Genomic DNA, 16194 nt, shown 5'->3' with positions numbered 1-16194 from the left:
ACTGGGGACATGACCGTGGAGGACAGCCAGATCGAACGGCGCTGGGAGCAACTGCACACCTGGGGGCCGTACGGGTTCCTCGGCATCAGCATCGTCCTCGGGGTCGTCTCCGCCGACCCCCACACCGCCCAGGCCAGGTGGGTCACCGCCTGGTCCCTGGTCGGCGCCGCGGTCGTACTCCAACTGTGGTGGCACGCCACCGGGTTCCGCCGCCCCGACCGCGGCCGTACGCCCTCCCCGGCCGGGACGGCGTACTACGTGGTCCGCTGGGCCCTCGCCTTCGTGCTCACCTGGCTCAGCCCGTTCTTCGCGTTCTACGCGGCCACCGGCTACATGGACGCCGACGAACTGCTGCCGCGCCGGTGGCGGCGGCTCGGACTGCTGGCGAGCGCGGTCACCGTGGCCGGTGCGCAGACGGGCGGGATGCCGCTTCGAAACGTGCTCCAGTGGCTCCTCTTCGCCGTGCTGCTGGCCGCCAACTCCGCACTCCAGGTGGGGATCGCCCATCTCAACGACCAGGAGAAACAGCGGACCCGCGAGCGCACCGAGACCATCGCCGCCCTGCGCCAGGCCCTGGACGAGAACGCCGCCCTGCACAGCCAGCTCCTCCTCCAGGCCCGGGAGGCCGGGGTCGCCGACGAACGGCGCCGGCTCGCCGCCGAGATCCACGACACCATCGCCCAGGGGCTGGCCGGGATCATCACCCAGCTCCAGGTCGTCGCCAACACCCCCGATCCGAAGGCGGCCGACGAGCACGTGAGCCGCGCCCTGGCGCTGGCCCGGCACAGCCTGGGCGAGGCCCGCCGCTCCGTGCACAACCTGGCCCCGGTGGCTCTGGAGCACGACGGGCTGCCCGAGGCACTGCAGAAGACGGTCGCCGAATGGGGCGCACGGACTTCCATACGTGCCGAGTTCACCCTCACCGGCACCGCCGAGCAGCTGCACGAGGAGGTCGCGGCCACCCTGCTGCGCATCGTCCAGGAGGCCCTGTCCAACGCCGCCCGGCACGCGCACGCCTCCCGCGTCGGCGTCACCCTCTCCTACCTGGGCGAGGAGGTCATCCTCGACATCCGCGACGACGGCACCGGCTTCGACCTGCTCGCGGTGCCCACCCGCAGCCGGGCCGGCGGTTTCGGCCTGGACGGCATGCGCGCCCGCGCCGAACGCATCGCCGGCTCCCTGACCGTGGAGTCCGAACCGGGGCTCGGCACCGCCCTGTCGGCGCGCGTACCGTTGGTCCGCCATGACAACTGAGCCCCCGATCTCGCTGCTCGTCGTCGACGACCACCCCGTCGTCCGCGACGGCCTGCGCGGCATGTTCGAGTCGGCCGCCGGCTTCACCGTGCTCGGCGAGGCCGCGAACGGGGCGGAGGCGGTCGACCGGGCCGCCGCCCTGGACCCGGACGTGATCCTCATGGACCTGCGGATGCCCGGCGGCTCCGGCGTGGACGCCATCCGCGAACTGACCCGGCGCGGCGCCCGCGCCAAGGTCCTGGTGCTCACCACGTACGACTCCCACCCTCCCCGCGATCGAGGCGGGCGCCACCGGCTATCTGCTGAAGGACGCTCCGCGCGAGGAGCTGTTCACCGCCGTCCGCGCCGCCGCCCAGGGCCGTACCGTCCTCTCCCCGGCCGTCGCCTCCCGCCTGGTCTCCGCCGTCCGCACCCCCGGCGCCCGGGGCAACGAACCGCTCTCCGCCCGCGAACGCGAGGTCCTGGCCCTGGTCGCCCAGGGCACCTCCAACCGTGAGATAGCCCGCGAGCTCTTCATCAGCGAGGCCACGGTCAAGACCCACCTCACCCACCTCTACGCCAAGCTGGGCGTCAACGACCGCGCGGCGGCGGTCGCGACGGCGTACCAGCGGGGGATTCTGGGCTAGCACGGCGCTTCTCGGGCGGTCGTACAGGAATGAGGTCGGATGATTTCCCTTGCTCATTTGACAAATCTGGCGAGGCGATTCGAGGGTGATCTTTCCTTACCCGTCGAACCACTTCGAGTGGGGGATCGAGAAATCGATGTCGACACCACCCCGGCCATCATGGGATGCATCAATCTCTCTCAGGACTCCACCTATCGAGAGAGCGTCGTGACCTCGACCGAGTCCGCTGTCAGGAAAGGTCGCATCCTCGCGGCACAAGGCGCCGATATCGTCGACATCGGCGCCGAGTCAAGCAATCCCCGCACCGGGCAGGTCTCCGTGCAGGATCAGGTGGCCGCCTTGGTGCCGGTCGTGAAGGGGCTCGCCTCCGAAGGTGTCGCCGTATCGATCGAGACCTACGAGCCTGCCGTTGCCCGGTCGTGCCTGGACGCGGGAGCGCTCCTGATCAATTACTCCGGCGGGTTGGCATCGGACGGGGAGATGTTCCCCATGCTGGCCGATCATGAAGCGACAGTTGTCCTGTGCCACGTAGAAGGGAAGAACTCCCGGGACGTGCGCGCCAAGGGCATCGACCAAGATCCCATCCCCAGGATGCTCGACTACTTCGAGAGGCGCGTGGAGCACGCTCGTTCGGCCGGGGTCGATCGAATCGTCATCGACCCCGGGATCGGCTTCTCTCACGACAGACATATATCCGCTGATGCCCGTGTTCACTATCAGGGCCGTGCCCTCTTGAACACGTTCCGGCTTCGACGGATAGGTCTTCCCATCTGCCACGCCTTGCCGCATGCCTTCAGTCTCTTCGAGGATGAGTTCCGCACCGCCGAAGGCTTCTTCACGGTTTTGGCCCATCTAGGGGGAACAGGCGTCTACCGTACTCACGAAGTTCCTCGGATAAGGGCGGTACTGACTGCTCTCCGAGCACTCGGCCCTCAATCCTTCGCTCCCAGAGCTTGATCAGGGTACGGGAGAAGCCCGGCGGCGATCCTCTCCCAGGACGCCTTCAGTTCTGTCAGCAGCTCCGGCTTGTCCGGGGCGAGATCGGCCTGCTCGCGGAGGTCGGCGGCGAGGTCGTAGAGGTGGTCGTCGCCGGCGTCGTCCTGGTAGTACTTCCAGCCGCCGCGCCGCAGCGCCCGGTTGGCCCGGACCCGCCAGAACAGGTCGCGCTCCGGCAGCCGTTCGCCGCGCAGCAGATAGCCGGCGAGGCTGGTGCCGTCCAGCGGATACGCGGGGTCGGGACGGGCGCCCGCCAGTTCCAGCAGGGTCGCCGTCCAGTCCGGGGTGAACACCGGCTCGTGGCTGACCTGGCGGCCGTCGATCCGGGCGGGCCAGCGCACGATGGTCGGCACCCGGATGCCGCCCTCCTGGAGCACGAACTTCTCGCCGCTCAGCGGCCACAGGTACGACCAGCGCTCACCGCCGTTGTCGCTGGCGAACACGACGACGGTGTTCTCCTCCTGCCCGGAGCGGCGCAGCGCGTCGAGCACCTCCCCGACGGCCGCGTCCAGGCTCTCCACCATCTCGGTGTACTTGGCGACCGAGCCGCCGTCGTAGTGGTTGAGCGCGACCGAGACCTCCGCCTGGCTCTTGGCGGCCCGGATCCGCGCGGCGATCTCCGCGCCGGTCTCCTCGTCGCCCTCGGCGAGCCAGGGCCAGTGCGGGGTGGTGAAGTTGAGGTTCAGCAGCCAGGGCGTGGCGTGCTTCCGGCCGACGTATTCGACGGCCCGCTCGGTCAGCACGGTCGTGTAGTACCGCAGGTCCTTGTACTCGGCGTCGCCCTCGTAGAGGTCGTAGTCGCCCAGCTGCCCCAGCTTGGAGAAGTACTCGAGGACCCCGCCGAAGTTGCCGAAGAACTCGTCCCAGCCGGATCTGGTCGGGCTGTAGTCGGGCAGCCAGCCGCAGTGCCACTTGCCGATCAGGGCGGTGGCGTAACCGGCCTTCTTCACCAGGGAGGCGAGGGTGGGGTGGCGGGGGTCCAGACCCTGCGTCCGGGCGGCGATGGGCTCGGCGAGGCCGCCCGCCGTACGGCCCGGGTAGCGGCCGGTGTAAAGGCTGAACCGGGTGGGGGAGCAGGTCGCCGAGCCGGAGTAGGCGTCGGTGAACCGCACGCCCTGGCGGGCCAGCCGGTCCAGGTTCGGGGTCTTGATGTGCGGGGCGCCGTAGGAGGAGAGGTCGGCCCAGCCGAGGTCGTCGCCGAGGATGACCAGGAGGTTGGGGCGGTTGCCGGAGGGGGCTGGGCGGGCCTTGAAGGGACGTTCGGCGGCTTCGGCCGCACTGGTCGAACCGGCGACGGCGGTGACCGTGCCACCGCCGATGAGGCCACCGAACGCACGACGGGATATCTCAGGCATGCGTTTCAGTGGATCAGCGGGCGCCGTGCCTGGCCAGGAGACGGGCACGGATTTCACGGCCCTGAAACGTTGCCTCAGCCGACCACCCGCAGCAGCAGCACCGCCCGTGCGGGCACCGTGATCGTCGTCCCAGCCTCGTGCACCACGCCCGGGGCCTCGGTCTGCTCCTCCCGCGAGGTGTCCACGAGCACCTCGTAGCGTTCCGCCCACGGCGGGCCCGGCAGCAGGAACTCCGCCGGGCGGTCGCCGGCGTGCAGGACGGTCAGGAAGCTGTCGTCCAGGACCGGCGCCCCGCGCTCGTCGCGGCCCGGGATGTCCCGCCCGGAGAGATACATGCCGACGGTGGCGGCGGGCGCGTACCAGTCGCCCTCGGTCATCTCCTCGCCCTGGGCCGTGAACCAGGCCAGGTCGCGCAGCCCGTCCGCCGAGTGGGCGCGGCCCGAGAAGAAGGCGCGGCGGCGCAGGACCGGGTGGCGGTGGCGCAGCCGGATCAGCCGGGAGGTCAGGTCGAACAGCGGCCGCCAGGCCGGGTCGTCCAGCAACCCCCAGTCCAGCCAGCTGATGTCGTTGTCCTGGCAGTAGGCGTTGTTGTTGCCGCGCTGGGTGCGGCCCAGCTCGTCGCCGGCGACCAGCATCGGAACGCCCGTCGACAGCAGCAGCGTCGTCAACAGGTTCCGCAGCTGCCGCCTGCGCAGTGCCCGTACGCCCTCGTCGGCGGTCTCGCCCTCCGCCCCGCAGTTCCAGGAGCGGTTGTCGCCGGCGCCGTCCCGGTTGTTCTCGCCGTTGGCCTCGTTGTGCTTCGCCTGGTACGACACCAGGTCGCGCAGGGTGTAACCGTCGTGCGCGGTGATGAAGTTGACGGAGGCGTAGGGGCGACGGCCGCCCCAGGCGTAGAGGTCGCTGGAGCCGGAGAGTCGGTAGCCGAGGTCGCGGACGTCCGGGAGGGCACCGCGCCAGAAATCCCGGACGGCGTCCCGGTAGCGGTCGTTCCACTCCGTCCACAGGGGTGGGAAGGCGCCCACCTGGTAGCCGCCGGAGCCCACGTCCCACGGTTCGGCGATCAGCTTCACCCGGCGCAGCACCGGGTCCTGGGCGATCACCGCGAGAAAGGGGGAGAGCATGTCGACGTCGTGCATCGAGCGGGCCAGCGCGGCCGCCAGGTCGAAGCGGAAGCCGTCCACGCCCATCTCGGTCACCCAGTAGCGGAGTGAGTCGGTGATCAGGCGCAGGACGTGCGGCCGGACCACGTGCAGGGTGTTGCCGCAGCCGGTGTAGTCGGCGAAGTGCCGGGCGTCGTCCTGGAGCCGGTAGTAGCCCCGGTTGTCGATGCCCTTGAGGGACAGCGTCGGGCCCAGCTCGCCGGCCTCCGCCGTGTGGTTGTAGACCACGTCGAGGATGACCTCTATCCCCGCCCCGTGCAGCGCGCGCACCATCCGCTTGAACTCGCCGACCTGCTGTCCCGTCGTACCGGAGGCGGCATAGGCCGCGTGCGGGGCGAAGTAGCCGATCGAGTTGTAGCCCCAGTAGTTCCTGAGGCCCCGCTTCAACAGGTGGTCCTCGTGCGCGAACTGGTGCACGGGGAGGAGTTCCACGGCCGTCACGCCCAGGTTGACCAGGTGCTCGACGGCCGCCGGGTGGGCCAGTCCCGCGTAGGTGCCGCGGATCTCCTCGGGTATGCCCGGGTGCAGTCTGGTGAAGCCGCGCACATGCAGCTCGTAGATGACGGAGTCCGCCCACGGGGTCTTCGGGCGGTGGTCGTCGGACCAGTCGTCGTCATCGTGGACGACCACGCCCTTCGGGACGTGGGGCGCCGAGTCCCGGTCGTCCCGGACGGTGTCGGCGACCTGCTGGTCCGGCCAGTCCCGGACGTGCCCGTACACCTCGGGCGGCAGGCCGAACTCGCCGTCCACCGCTCGCGCGTACGGGTCGAGCAGCAGCTTCGCCGGGTTCCAGCGGGCGCCGGTCCACGGGTCCCAGCGGCCGTCGACCCGGTAGCCGTACCGCTGCCCGGGCAGCACGCCCGGCACGAACCCGTGCCAGATCTCGTGCGTCAGTTCGGTCAGCGGGATCCGGGTCTCCCGGCCCCGCTCGTCGAAGAGGCAGAGCCGGACCGCCTCGGCCCCGGCCGCCCACAGGGCGAAGTTGGTGCCGGCCACCCCGTCCGGACCGACCCGGAACCTGGCGCCCAGCGGGGTCGACGACCCCGGCCAGGCCGCCGGGACGGGGAGGGCGGTCCCGTTCACCGCGGGGGCCTCCGCCCTCGGGGCCCGCGACCGTGCCCCCTGCTGCTCGGCTGCGCTCGTCACCTGTCGGCCCCTTTGTCGTCCCGCGGCTCGCCGACCCCCGGGGCGCACCCGGTCCGTGTCGGGGCAGCCGACCATGCCCGGACTCCCGGTCCCGGGCACGGTCGGCGGCTCGCTACGGACACGCCCGCGGCGGCTCTCCCGCGGGCGCGGCGGCTCCCCAGCTCGTCGTCCTTCCCTCTGTTCTGCCCAGTGCCGGCGTCGCACTCACGTTTCCCCGGGGCGGGCCCGGTCGTTGAGTCCCACGTGAGGCATCCACAGAGGCGCGCACGGCGCGCACGGCGCGCGGGGGCCGCGTTGGCCGCGGTACTGACATGGGCGGGGCTGCTGGCGGGCGCCGCCGGCTGCTCCTCGGACGACACCGGCGGGCTCGGCATCGACCACGTCCTCGGAGGCGCGCCCCCGGCCCCCGAGGACGTCATCCGCATCACCCCGGACGACGGCACCAAGGCCGTACGTCCGGGTGAGCGGCTGACAGTGCGGGTGCCCAGCGGCCGCCTGGAATCCGTCAGCGTCGTCAAGTCCCAGGACGCCCAGGACTCCCCGGTCCCCGGGCACATCGCCGCGGACGGCACGACCTGGCGGCCCGACGACCCGAAACTCGCGCTCGCCGCCAAGTACACGGTCGACGTGGTCGCGCTGGACGGCCGCGGCCGCCGCTCGGCCCGCCACACCACCTTCACGACGCTGGTCCCCGACGAACGCTTCATCGGGTACGTCACCCCCGAGAACCGCGCGACCGTCGGCACCGGGATGATCGTCTCCCTCGCCTTCAGCCGCGACATCGACAACCGCGCCGCCGTCGAGCGCGCCGTCCGGGTCACCGCCAGGCCCGCGGTCGAGGTCCGTCCGCACTGGTTCGGCAAGAACCGTCTCGACTTCCGTCCCGAGCACTACTGGCAGCCCGGCACGGTCGTCACCGTCGGCCTCGAACTCCGTGACGTCGAAGGGGCCCGTGGGGTCTACGGCCTCCAGCACAAGACGTTCACCTTCACCGTCGGCCGCAGCCAGGTCTCCCTCGTCGACGCCTCCCGGCACACGATGGAGGTCCGCCGCGACGGCGACCTGCTCGCCACCGTCCCGATCACCGCGGGCGCGCCCGCCCACACCACCTACAACGGGAAGATGGTGGTGATGGAGATGCACGAGGTGACCCGCATGAACAGCCGCACGGTCGGCTTCGGCGGCGAGTACGACATCCCCGACGTCCCGCACGCCCTCAAACTCACCGACTCCGGCACCTTCCTGCACGGCAACTACTGGGCGCCGGACGCCCCGGGCCGCGTCAACGTCAGCCACGGCTGCGTGGGCCTGCGCGATGTGAAGGGCGGCAGCTCGGACACGCCCGCGGGCTGGTTCTACGACCGCACCCTGATCGGGGACGTGGTCGAAGTCGTCCACAGCAACGACAAAACGGTCACTCCCGACAATGGCCTCGGCGGGTGGAACATGGGTTGGAAGGAGTGGAAGGCGGGCGGCGCGGTCAAGTAACCAGGTGGGGGGAACGGTTCGGGGCGGGCGGAAGCCGCCGTGCGAGGCGACAGAAGTTGCGACGCAACGGTGACATTCGCCCAACACCAAGCTCAAAACCGTCCGGTTACTATGCGCCAATGCGCGGGCGGAACGCGCTGGGGTGGGCCTGACCAGGCCCTGGGAGGGGAGAACGACTTTGAACGTACGGCCGATATCGGGGGCGGCGGTCCAGGCTCGGAGGAAGGGTCTGGCCGTCGCGGCCGGTGTTCTGCTCATGGCAGTCACCGCGTGCGGGGGCGGCGGCTCCGCCGACAAGGGCAGCGGGGACGGCAAGGCGAAGGACTCCACGACGCAGGCGAGCAAGCAGTCCGTCGCCACCGTCAGCATCAGCCCCAAGTCCGGGGCGACCGACGTGGACACCAGCGGGTCGCTCAAGGTCAGCGCGGCCAAGGGCAAGCTGACCGACGTGGAGGTCAAGGACTCCAAGGGCAACAAGGTCGACGGCACGATCGCGGCGGGCGGCGCCAGCTGGACGCCGGCCGGCCATCTCGCCAACTCCACGAAGTACACGGTGCACGCGGTCGCGAAGGACACCGAGGGGCGTGAGTCGGCGGAGGACTCCACGTTCACCACGCTCACCCCGAAGAACACGTTCACCGGCTACTTCACGCCGGAGGACGGCTCCACGGTCGGCGTCGGGATGCCGTTCTCCATACGTTTCACCCGGGGTATCACCGACCCGGCCGCCGTGGAGAAGGCGATCACCGTCAAGACCGAGCCGGCGGTCGACGTCCAGGGCCACTGGTTCGGCAACGACCGCCTCGACTTCCGCCCCGAGAACTACTGGAAGTCCGGCACGAAGGTCTCCGTCACCCTCGACCTCAACGGCGTCGAGGGCCGCGACGGGGTGTACGGCCAGCAGGCCAAGACCGTGAAGTTCACGATAGGCCGCAACCAGGTGTCCGTCGTCGACGCCAAGAAGCACACGATGAAGATCATGCAGGACGGCAAGGTCGTGAAGACCCTCTCCGTCACGACCGGCAAGCCCGGTTACGACACCTGGAACGGCCAGATGGTCATCAGCGAGAAGCTGCGGGTGACCCGGATGAACGGCGAGACGGTCGGCTACGGCGGCGAGTACGACATCAAGGACGTGCCGGACGCGATGCGGCTGACCACGTCCGGCACGTTCATCCACGGCAACTACTGGGGCGGGGACGCCTTCGGCAACTACAACGCCAGCCACGGGTGCGTGGGACTGCGCGACATCCGGGGCGGGGGCGACCGGGGGCTGCCGGCCGCCTGGTTCTTCGACCACTCGATCATCGGGGACGTCGTGACCGTGAAGAACTCGAACGACGAGACGGTCGCGCCGGACAACGGCTTCAACGGCTGGAACATGTCCTGGAAGCAGTGGACCGCGTAGGCCGTCGGCTGCGGTCGGGACAGTGAACGCCCGCTAACCTGCGAGGCATGACTGTAACCCTCGAAGTCTCCGAAGGCGTGGGCACGCTGCGGCTGGAGCGTCCCCCGATGAACGCCCTGGACGTCGCCACCCAGGACCGGCTCAAGGAACTGGCGGAAGAGGCCACCCGCCGCGAGGACGTTCGGGCCGTCGTGATCTACGGCGGCGAGAAGGTCTTCGCGGCCGGGGCCGACATCAAGGAAATGCAGAACATGGACCACGCGGCCATGATTCTGCGCTCCCGTGATCTCCAGGACTCCTTCACCGCCGTCGCCCGGATTCCCAAGCCGGTCGTCGCCGCCGTCACCGGGTACGCCCTCGGCGGCGGTTGCGAGCTCGCCCTCTGTGCCGACTACCGGATCGCCGGCGACAACGCCAAGCTCGGTCAGCCGGAGATTCTGCTCGGGCTCATCCCGGGGGCCGGCGGTACGCAGCGGCTGCCCCGTCTGGTCGGGCCCTCCAAGGCCAAGGACCTGATCTTCACGGGCCGTATGGTCAAGGCGGACGAAGCCCTCGCCATCGGCCTGGTCGACCGGGTCGTACCCGCCGCCGACGTCTACACCGAGGCGCACGCCTGGGCGGCCAGGCTCGCCCAGGGGCCCGCGATCGCGCTCCGGGCCGCCAAGGAGGCGATCGACACGGGCGTCGAGACCGACCTGGAGACGGGACTCGCCGTCGAACGGAACTGGTTCGCCGGTCTGTTCGCGACCGAGGACCGGGAGCGCGGTATGCGGAGCTTCGTGGAGGAGGGGCCGGGCAAGGCGAAGTTCCTGTGATCTTCGCCTGGTTGTCAAAGCCCCGAACCACTTGCAATTGACGTGATGTCTGATTCGGGGGTCCCTCGATGGGGCGGTTTATGGGAGCCTTAAAGCACCCTTAAGTCTGCCTTGTCGAGGGAGTCTGTCGATTGCCCGGAGATGAGTCGTCGTCGCAGGTCGGGCGGGCTGTCGGCACTCCTGAAATGCCTACGGCATATGCCGTTCGACCGGTGCCGGGCGGGAGCTTCGCGGGGGCGTATTCCTCCGGAACGGCCCCGGAGGGCGCGCCGGGCGGCCATGATGGGGGCATGGCGGGGCTGGAGGGCATCGAACAGCCGCGGGGACACGACCGTGCGGCCGCGGCGCGGTGGTCGCCTGCGGTCGAGGACGAGCGGGCGCTCAAGGCGATCGAACTCTTCGGCAACCCGACGGAAGCCGAGGTTCCGCTGCCGTCCCGCCCCGAGTCCGCGGCGACCGCCCGCCGACTCGCCCAGGTCGTCGTCCTGCGTCAGTGGCGGCTCAGCCCCAAGATGACGGAGGACGCGGTCTTACTCGTCTCCGAACTCGTGGGCAACGCCGTACGACACACCGGCGCCCGCGTGTTCGGGCTGCGGATGCGCCGCCGGCCGGGGTGGATCCGGGTGGAGGTACGGGATCCCTCGCGGGGGCTGCCGTGTCTGATGCCGGTTCAGGAGCTGGACATCAGTGGGCGGGGCCTGTTCCTGGTGGACAAGCTGGCGGACCGGTGGGGCGTCGATTTGCTGCCGCGAGGGAAGACGACATGGTTCGAGATGCGGGTGGCCGATCGGTGAGGGGCTCACTTGACTAGCCCCTTATCAGGTCAATCACCTATTTTCCTCCCCAACCCCCCTTAAATGGGACGGGTGACCACCTCCAACCGACGCGACGTCCTCCGCGCAGGCGCCGGCCTCATCGCCGGAGGCACACTCGCCACCGGTTGCGGCACCACCGGTACAGACGAACCGCCCTCGCACGCCGTCGCCAACCTCGTATCGACCCCCACCTCGGCCGCGCCCGCCGCCCCCGCCCCCCGCGCCTTCCCCGGACAGCCGCTCCAGATCGCGCACGGGCCCCGCGCGAGCGCCTCCGTCGCGCTCACCTTCCACGGCCAGGGCGACCCCGCCCTCGCCACCCGGCTCCTCACCACCGCCGAGAAACACGGCGCCCGCCTCACGGTCCTCGCCGTGGGCAGCTGGCTCGACGCGTACCCCGCCATGGCCCGCCGCATCCTCGACGGCGGCCATGACCTCGGCAACCACACCCAGCGGCACATCTCCGTCAACGCCATGGCCGAGGCCGGCGCCCGCGCGGAGATCACCGACTGCGCGGACCGCCTCAGACGGCTCACCGGCTCGATCGGCAGCTGGTTCCGCCCGTCCAGGGCGCCCACCGCCTCGCCGCTCGTCGCCCGGCTCGCCACCGAGGCCGGCTACCCGCACGTGCTGTCGTACGACGTCGACTCGCTCGACTACACCCGGCCCGGCGCGGACGCCGTCACCCGCCAGGTGCTCGCGGAGGTCACGGGCGGCTCGGTGGTGAGCATGCACTTCGGGTATCCGGACACGGCCGCCGCCCTCCCCGCCGTACTCCAAGAACTCGACCGCCGCGGACTGCGCGCGGTCACCACCACGGAGCTGCTGAGCTGATGCGAACCACGAAAGCCGCCCGGCTGCCGGTCGTCGGCGCCGTCCTCGCCGCCCTGGCGCTGCTGTCCGCGTGCGACGGCGGATCCGGGGCCCCCGAGACACCGGCCGCCCGCAGCACCGCTCCCGTGCACCCGCAGGCGAAGAAGGCGGAGCCGGTCGTCGACGTGCTGCCGGGCATGCCCCCGGTCCTCGACCCGGCCGACGTGTACGCCGCCGACCGCCCCGGCAACCTCTCGCCCGTCGTCAAGGGCTACCCGTCCCGGATCTACGTCCCCAACACCAACTCCGACACGGTCTCCGTCATCGACCCGAAGACCTACCGGGTGACGGAGACCATCCGGGTCGGCCGCCAGCCCCAGCACGTCGTGCCGTCCTGGGACCTGAAGACCCTGTGGGTCAACAACGACCTGGGCAACAGCCTCACCCCCATCGACCCGCGGACCGGCCGGGCCGGACAGCCGGTCGCCGTGCACGACCCGTACAACCTGTACTTCACGCCCAACGGCAGGTACGCGATCGTGATGGCCTCCAACGACCGCCAGCTGGTCTTCCGTGACGCGCACACCATGCGGACCGTCAAGGCCGTGCCGGTCACCTGCTACGGCGTCAACCACGCCGACTTCTCCCTGGACGGCCGGTACTTCATCGTCTCCTGCGAGTTCAGCGGGGAGGTGCTCAAGGTGGACACCGAGAAGATGGAGGTGCTCCGGCAGGAGAAGCTGCCGTTCCACGGTGCCATGCCGCAGGACGTCAAGGTCTCGCCCGACGGCAAGCTGTTCTACATCGCCGACATGATGGCCGACGGGCTGTGGATCCTGGACGGCGACCGCTTCACCCGGCCCGCCTTCCTGGCCACCGGAAAGGGCGCCCACGGGCTGTACGTCAGCCGGGACTCCCGCGAGATGTACGTCTCCAACCGGGGCGAGGGCACCATCTCCGTCTTCGACTTCGCCCAGAACCGGCTGACGAAGAAGTGGCGGCTGCCGGGCGGCGGCAGCCCGGACATGGGCGGAGTGTCGGCGGACGGCAAGGTCCTGTGGCTGTCCGGCCGATACAACTCCGAGGTGTACGCCATCGACACCCGCACGGGCGGCGAACTGGCCCGCATCCACGTCGGCAGCGGCCCGCACGGCCTCGCCGTCTATCCGCAGCCGGGCCGCTACTCCCTCGGCCACACCGGCATCTTCCGCTGACCGCTGACCGCTGACCGCTGACCGCTGACCGCCGACCGCCCGGGGCCGCCCGGGGTCACGCCCTGAGCAGCAGTGCCTCGGCGCCGACCGGCAGGTAACCGGCCGCCAGAAACGCCCGTACGCTGCGGGCGTTCCCCGGGGCGACCTGCGCCCACAGGGGCTCCTCGGCCAGCTGCCGGGCGGCGGTCACCAGGGCCCGGCCCAGCCCCCGCCGCCGTACCCCCTCGTCCACCTCCACCGAGACCTCCAGGCGTCCCGCGACCCCCCGCCCCAGGACGACCACCCCGCCCTCCGCCGCCCAGGCGCGCACCTCGTCACGGCGGGCGCGGGCGTAGGCGACCCGGGAGTGGTCGGGGCCGGTGAGCTCGGTCAGCGGGAGGTCCGGCCGGCCCGGGAGCGGGTCGGCGACCAGCAGCGCGTCGACGGTCTCCTGCTCGCGGCCCGTGCGGTCCATCAGGGAGACCAGGAAACGCGCGTTCACGGTCGCGCACAGCGGATCGCAGGGGGTCGCGCGCAGGGTGTCGTACACCCACTGCGGGTCCTCGTCGGTGAAGACGACCGAGTGCGCGGTGAAGGAGAGCACCCCCGCGTCCCGGGCGGACGGCTGCGGGACGACGGTCGTACCGCCGTCGGGCGGCGGGAAGACACCGTGGGCCGCCGCGTCGAGAATGTCCCGCAAGGTCTCCATGGCCGTGCCCGCTCCTTGAGTCTCCACCCACTGGAAGGCCCACACTCGCAGACATGATCGACAACAGCACCGGACTTTTCACCATCGGCGAGCTGGCGCGCGCCACCGGGCTGACCGTCCGCACCATCCGCTACTGGTCCGACGAGGGCGTGCTCACGCCGGTGGGCCGCTCGGCGGGCGGCTACCGGCTGTACGGCGCCGAGTCCTTCGCCCGGCTGGAGCTGATCCGCACCCTGCGCGAACTGGGCCTCGGCCTGGCACATGTGCGTGCGGTGCTCTCCGGCGAGCAGACCGTGGCGGAGGTCGCGGCGGCGCACGTGGCGGCGCTGGACGCGCAGATCCGGTCGCTGAAGGTGACCCGGGCGGTGCTGTCGACGGTGGCGCGACGCGGTTCGAGTGCGGAGGAGACGACCCTGATGAACAAACTGGCACGGCTGTCGGCGGCCGAGCGACGGCGGATCCTCGAGGAGTTCGTCGAGGAGACGCTGCACGGGCTCGACACCGTCGATCCCGAGATCCGCAAGCGGATGCTCGCCACCGTGGCGGAGCTGCCGGAGGACCCGACGCCCGAGCAGGTCGACGCGTGGGTGGAGCTGGCCGAGATGGTCCAGGACCCGGACTTCCGGGCCCAGATGCGCAGGGCGACCGAGTTCAACGCGGCCGACCGGGGGCCCGATGTGCCCGCCGGGACCTCCCTGTGGTTCATGAAACGGCTCATCGACCTGGTGGGCGAGGCACGTCGGCGGGGCGTCGCGCCCGAGACGCCGGAGGCCGACGAGGTGCTGCGCGGGCTGTTGGGCGACGCCGACCCGGCCGCCGTGCTGAAACGGCTGGACACCGCCTTCGACTACCGGCTCGCCCGGTACCGCGAACTGCTCTGTGTGCTGAAGGGACAGCCCCTCACCGTCTACGCGGAGGAGTTCGCCTGGGCGGCCGCGGCTCTGCGGGCTCGCGTGGACCGTTAATCTGACCTGCGACAGTACGCCGACACGGCACAGGCATTACGGACAAAAGGGGCGGATCGGTGGCGGACATCGAAGAAGCGCGCATTCACTTCCAGCGGATCGATGCGGACGGTGACGGTTTCATCACCGCCGTCGAGTTCAAGAGCGCCCTCGCGCAGGGCGGCGACTGGAACGTCACCGAGACGGTCGCCCAGGCGATCATCAACAGCCGCGACCTGAACGGCGACAAGGTTCTGTCGTTCGACGAGTTCTGGGCGCACCTGAGCAAGTAGCCGCCAGGAGCGAAGAGTGCGGGGGCCCGGAACCCGGGCCCCCTCTCTCATGCCCGGGGGCCGTTCCTCACGCTGGGGGACTCGACGCGGACGGCCCGGTGGCCGCCGGACCCTGACGCCGCGGTCGGGGCTGACGGATCCGTCGAGGGCTAGCCGGTGGGCCGCGTGGAGTCGGCGGATGCGGTGGATCCGTTCGCGGGTTGGCCGGCGGACCTGCGGTACTGGCCCGGTGCCACGCCGTACTCCCGTTTGAAGGCCTTGGCGAAGGCGAACTCCGAGGTGTAGCCGGTGCGTTCGGCCACCTGCCGGAGCGGGAGAGTGTCCTCGCGCAGCAGGCGGCCCGCCGTGGTCATCCGCCACCAGGTCAGATAGGCCGACGGCGGTTCACCCACCAGAGAGGTGAAGCGGCGCGCGAAGGCCGCGCGGGAGAGGCCGCCCCGCGCGCCCAGCTCCGCGACCGTCCAGGGGCGCGCCGGCTCGCCGTGGATGGCGCGCAGCGCCGCCGAGACCGCCGGGTCGGCCAGCGCGGCGGACCAGCCCCGGTCCTGGCCGGCGCCCCGCTCCCGCTGCCACCAGGCCCGCAGGATGTAGAGCAGCAGGGTGTCGAGCAGCGAGGTGACGATCGCGTCCGCGCCCGGCTGCCGGTCCTCCAGTTCCATACCGAGCAGTTCCACCGCGGCCCGCAGCGAGCGGTGGGTGCCCACCTGGGCGGGCAGGTGGACCACCTCCGGCAGTTCTGACAGCAGCCGGTGGGAGCGGGAGCGGTCCAGCCGGTAGGCACCGCAGAGCAGGACCGTGTCCGGTTCCGACTCCCGGGCCGGGCGCGGTGGTTCGGGCCAGCGGCCGTCCGGGCCGGGCCGCACGTCCTCCAGCGGGGCGTCCGGTCCGCTGGCCAGCGCGTGCCCGTGGCCGTGGGCCAGGAACACCACGTCCCCCGGTCCCACCGCCACCGGCCGGCCCGTCACCGGGAGGAGCCAGGCCGACCCGCGCAGCACCACATGGAACCCGGCGCCCTCCGAGGCCGCGAACCGCATCCCCCAGGGCGCGTGCTTGTCCCGGCGGGAGGAGTGCGGCCGTCCGGTGCGCATCGCGGCGACCGCGTCGCTCAGTACGTCCATGCCCGAACGGTAGCCGTACGGACGCCGGACGAGACGGACAGACAGGAAAGCGAGTCAGCAG

The 16194-nt window shown here is 71.0% G+C and carries 14 protein-coding genes and 1 pseudogene; 11 read left to right on the top strand and 4 right to left on the bottom strand.

Going from position 1 to position 16194, the window contains the following annotated elements:
• Positions 1-9 precede the first annotated feature (9 nt).
• The 3 genes and pseudogenes from ACZ5K7_RS44490 to ACZ5K7_RS44480 all read left to right on the top strand — a co-directional run bounded on the left by ACZ5K7_RS44490 (position 10) and on the right by ACZ5K7_RS44480 (position 2837).
• The gene (locus ACZ5K7_RS44490) at positions 10-1254 is read left to right on the top strand and encodes a sensor histidine kinase (RefSeq protein WP_468923528.1); all 1245 of its coding nucleotides are present in this window, start codon (positions 10-12) and stop codon (positions 1252-1254) included.
• A pseudogene (locus tag ACZ5K7_RS44485) lies at positions 1244-1880 on the top strand (response regulator). Before ACZ5K7_RS44490 ends, ACZ5K7_RS44485 begins: the two are co-directional and overlap by 11 nt.
• 39 nt (positions 1881-1919) lie before the next feature.
• Positions 1920-2837 carry a dihydropteroate synthase gene (locus ACZ5K7_RS44480; RefSeq protein ID WP_468923525.1) on the top strand — a complete coding sequence of 306 codons (918 nt, stop codon included), beginning with the start codon at positions 1920-1922 and terminating at the stop codon, positions 2835-2837.
• On the opposite strand, the gene ACZ5K7_RS44475 is transcribed toward ACZ5K7_RS44480, so the two are convergent.
• Positions 2813-4231: a sulfatase family protein gene (locus ACZ5K7_RS44475; protein WP_468923522.1), complete on the bottom strand. Its 1419-nt coding sequence runs from the start codon at positions 4229-4231 to the stop codon at positions 2813-2815. The genes ACZ5K7_RS44480 and ACZ5K7_RS44475 overlap by 25 nt on opposite strands.
• 74 nt (positions 4232-4305) lie before the next feature.
• Complete coding sequence (gene glgX / locus ACZ5K7_RS44470) at positions 4306-6537, bottom strand: glycogen debranching protein GlgX (protein WP_450973612.1); 2232 nt, start codon at positions 6535-6537, stop codon at positions 4306-4308.
• A 294-nt stretch (positions 6538-6831) separates the two neighbouring features.
• Between glgX and ACZ5K7_RS44465 the strand changes: the two genes are divergently transcribed.
• From ACZ5K7_RS44465 to ACZ5K7_RS44440, 6 genes are all read left to right on the top strand, one after another.
• A complete protein-coding gene (locus tag ACZ5K7_RS44465) occupies positions 6832-8025 on the top strand; it encodes a L,D-transpeptidase (protein ID WP_351713090.1) in 1194 nt (397 codons plus the stop codon).
• 178 nt (positions 8026-8203) lie between these two features.
• The gene (locus ACZ5K7_RS44460; RefSeq protein WP_450973613.1) at positions 8204-9433 is read left to right on the top strand and encodes a L,D-transpeptidase; all 1230 of its coding nucleotides are present in this window, start codon (positions 8204-8206) and stop codon (positions 9431-9433) included.
• Between the two features lie 47 nt (positions 9434-9480).
• Positions 9481-10248, top strand: a complete 768-nt coding sequence (locus tag ACZ5K7_RS44455) for an enoyl-CoA hydratase/isomerase family protein (protein ID WP_351713094.1) — start codon at positions 9481-9483, stop codon at positions 10246-10248.
• Between the two features lie 290 nt (positions 10249-10538).
• Positions 10539-11042: an ATP-binding protein gene (locus tag ACZ5K7_RS44450; protein ID WP_351713096.1), complete on the top strand. Its 504-nt coding sequence runs from the start codon at positions 10539-10541 to the stop codon at positions 11040-11042.
• A gap of 63 nt (positions 11043-11105) precedes the next feature.
• On the top strand, positions 11106-11897 hold the full coding sequence (locus ACZ5K7_RS44445) for a polysaccharide deacetylase family protein (RefSeq protein WP_468923516.1): 792 nt from the start codon (positions 11106-11108) through the stop codon (positions 11895-11897).
• Positions 11897-13090, top strand: a complete 1194-nt coding sequence (locus ACZ5K7_RS44440; protein ID WP_468923513.1) for a YncE family protein — start codon at positions 11897-11899, stop codon at positions 13088-13090. Before ACZ5K7_RS44445 ends, ACZ5K7_RS44440 begins: the two co-directional genes overlap by 1 nt.
• A 55-nt stretch (positions 13091-13145) precedes the next feature.
• Here ACZ5K7_RS44440 and ACZ5K7_RS44435 read toward each other — a convergent pair whose 3' ends face one another.
• On the bottom strand, positions 13146-13778 hold the full coding sequence (locus tag ACZ5K7_RS44435) for a GNAT family N-acetyltransferase (RefSeq protein ID WP_351713102.1): 633 nt from the start codon (positions 13776-13778) through the stop codon (positions 13146-13148).
• A gap of 53 nt (positions 13779-13831) precedes the next feature.
• Here ACZ5K7_RS44435 and ACZ5K7_RS44430 point away from each other — a divergent pair, with 53 nt between their 5' ends.
• Complete coding sequence (locus tag ACZ5K7_RS44430; RefSeq protein ID WP_468923509.1) at positions 13832-14743, top strand: helix-turn-helix domain-containing protein; 912 nt, start codon at positions 13832-13834, stop codon at positions 14741-14743.
• A 59-nt stretch (positions 14744-14802) separates the two neighbouring features.
• Positions 14803-15015: an EF-hand domain-containing protein gene (locus tag ACZ5K7_RS44425; RefSeq protein WP_351713106.1), complete on the top strand. Its 213-nt coding sequence runs from the start codon at positions 14803-14805 to the stop codon at positions 15013-15015.
• 149 nt (positions 15016-15164) lie between these two features.
• Here the strand turns inward: ACZ5K7_RS44425 and ACZ5K7_RS44420 are convergent, their stop codons facing one another.
• Complete coding sequence (locus tag ACZ5K7_RS44420; protein WP_468923505.1) at positions 15165-16133, bottom strand: AraC family transcriptional regulator; 969 nt, start codon at positions 16131-16133, stop codon at positions 15165-15167.
• Between the last annotated feature and the right edge of the window lie 61 nt (positions 16134-16194).

This window comes from Streptomyces sp. NPDC031497, from assembly GCF_055580905.1.
Note: the sequence above shows the minus strand (reverse complement) of the source record. Positions and strands in the feature narration are given on the sequence as shown.

Excerpts from the sequence above, each read along its gene's own strand:
- ACZ5K7_RS44490 (WP_468923528.1), top strand. The coding sequence starts at position 10 with ATGACCGTGGAGGACAGCCAGATCGAACGGCGCTGGGAGCAACTGCAC.
- ACZ5K7_RS44480 (WP_468923525.1), top strand. The coding sequence starts at position 1,920 with ATGATTTCCCTTGCTCATTTGACAAATCTGGCGAGGCGATTCGAGGGT.
- ACZ5K7_RS44475 (WP_468923522.1), bottom strand. The coding sequence starts at position 4,231 with ATGCCTGAGATATCCCGTCGTGCGTTCGGTGGCCTCATCGGCGGTGGC.
- ACZ5K7_RS44455 (WP_351713094.1), top strand. The coding sequence starts at position 9,481 with ATGACTGTAACCCTCGAAGTCTCCGAAGGCGTGGGCACGCTGCGGCTG.
- ACZ5K7_RS44450 (WP_351713096.1), top strand. The coding sequence starts at position 10,539 with ATGGCGGGGCTGGAGGGCATCGAACAGCCGCGGGGACACGACCGTGCG.
- ACZ5K7_RS44445 (WP_468923516.1), top strand. The coding sequence starts at position 11,106 with ATGGGACGGGTGACCACCTCCAACCGACGCGACGTCCTCCGCGCAGGC.
- ACZ5K7_RS44440 (WP_468923513.1), top strand. The coding sequence starts at position 11,897 with ATGCGAACCACGAAAGCCGCCCGGCTGCCGGTCGTCGGCGCCGTCCTC.
- ACZ5K7_RS44435 (WP_351713102.1), bottom strand. The coding sequence starts at position 13,778 with ATGGAGACCTTGCGGGACATTCTCGACGCGGCGGCCCACGGTGTCTTC.
- ACZ5K7_RS44430 (WP_468923509.1), top strand. The coding sequence starts at position 13,832 with ATGATCGACAACAGCACCGGACTTTTCACCATCGGCGAGCTGGCGCGC.
- ACZ5K7_RS44420 (WP_468923505.1), bottom strand. The coding sequence starts at position 16,133 with ATGGACGTACTGAGCGACGCGGTCGCCGCGATGCGCACCGGACGGCCG.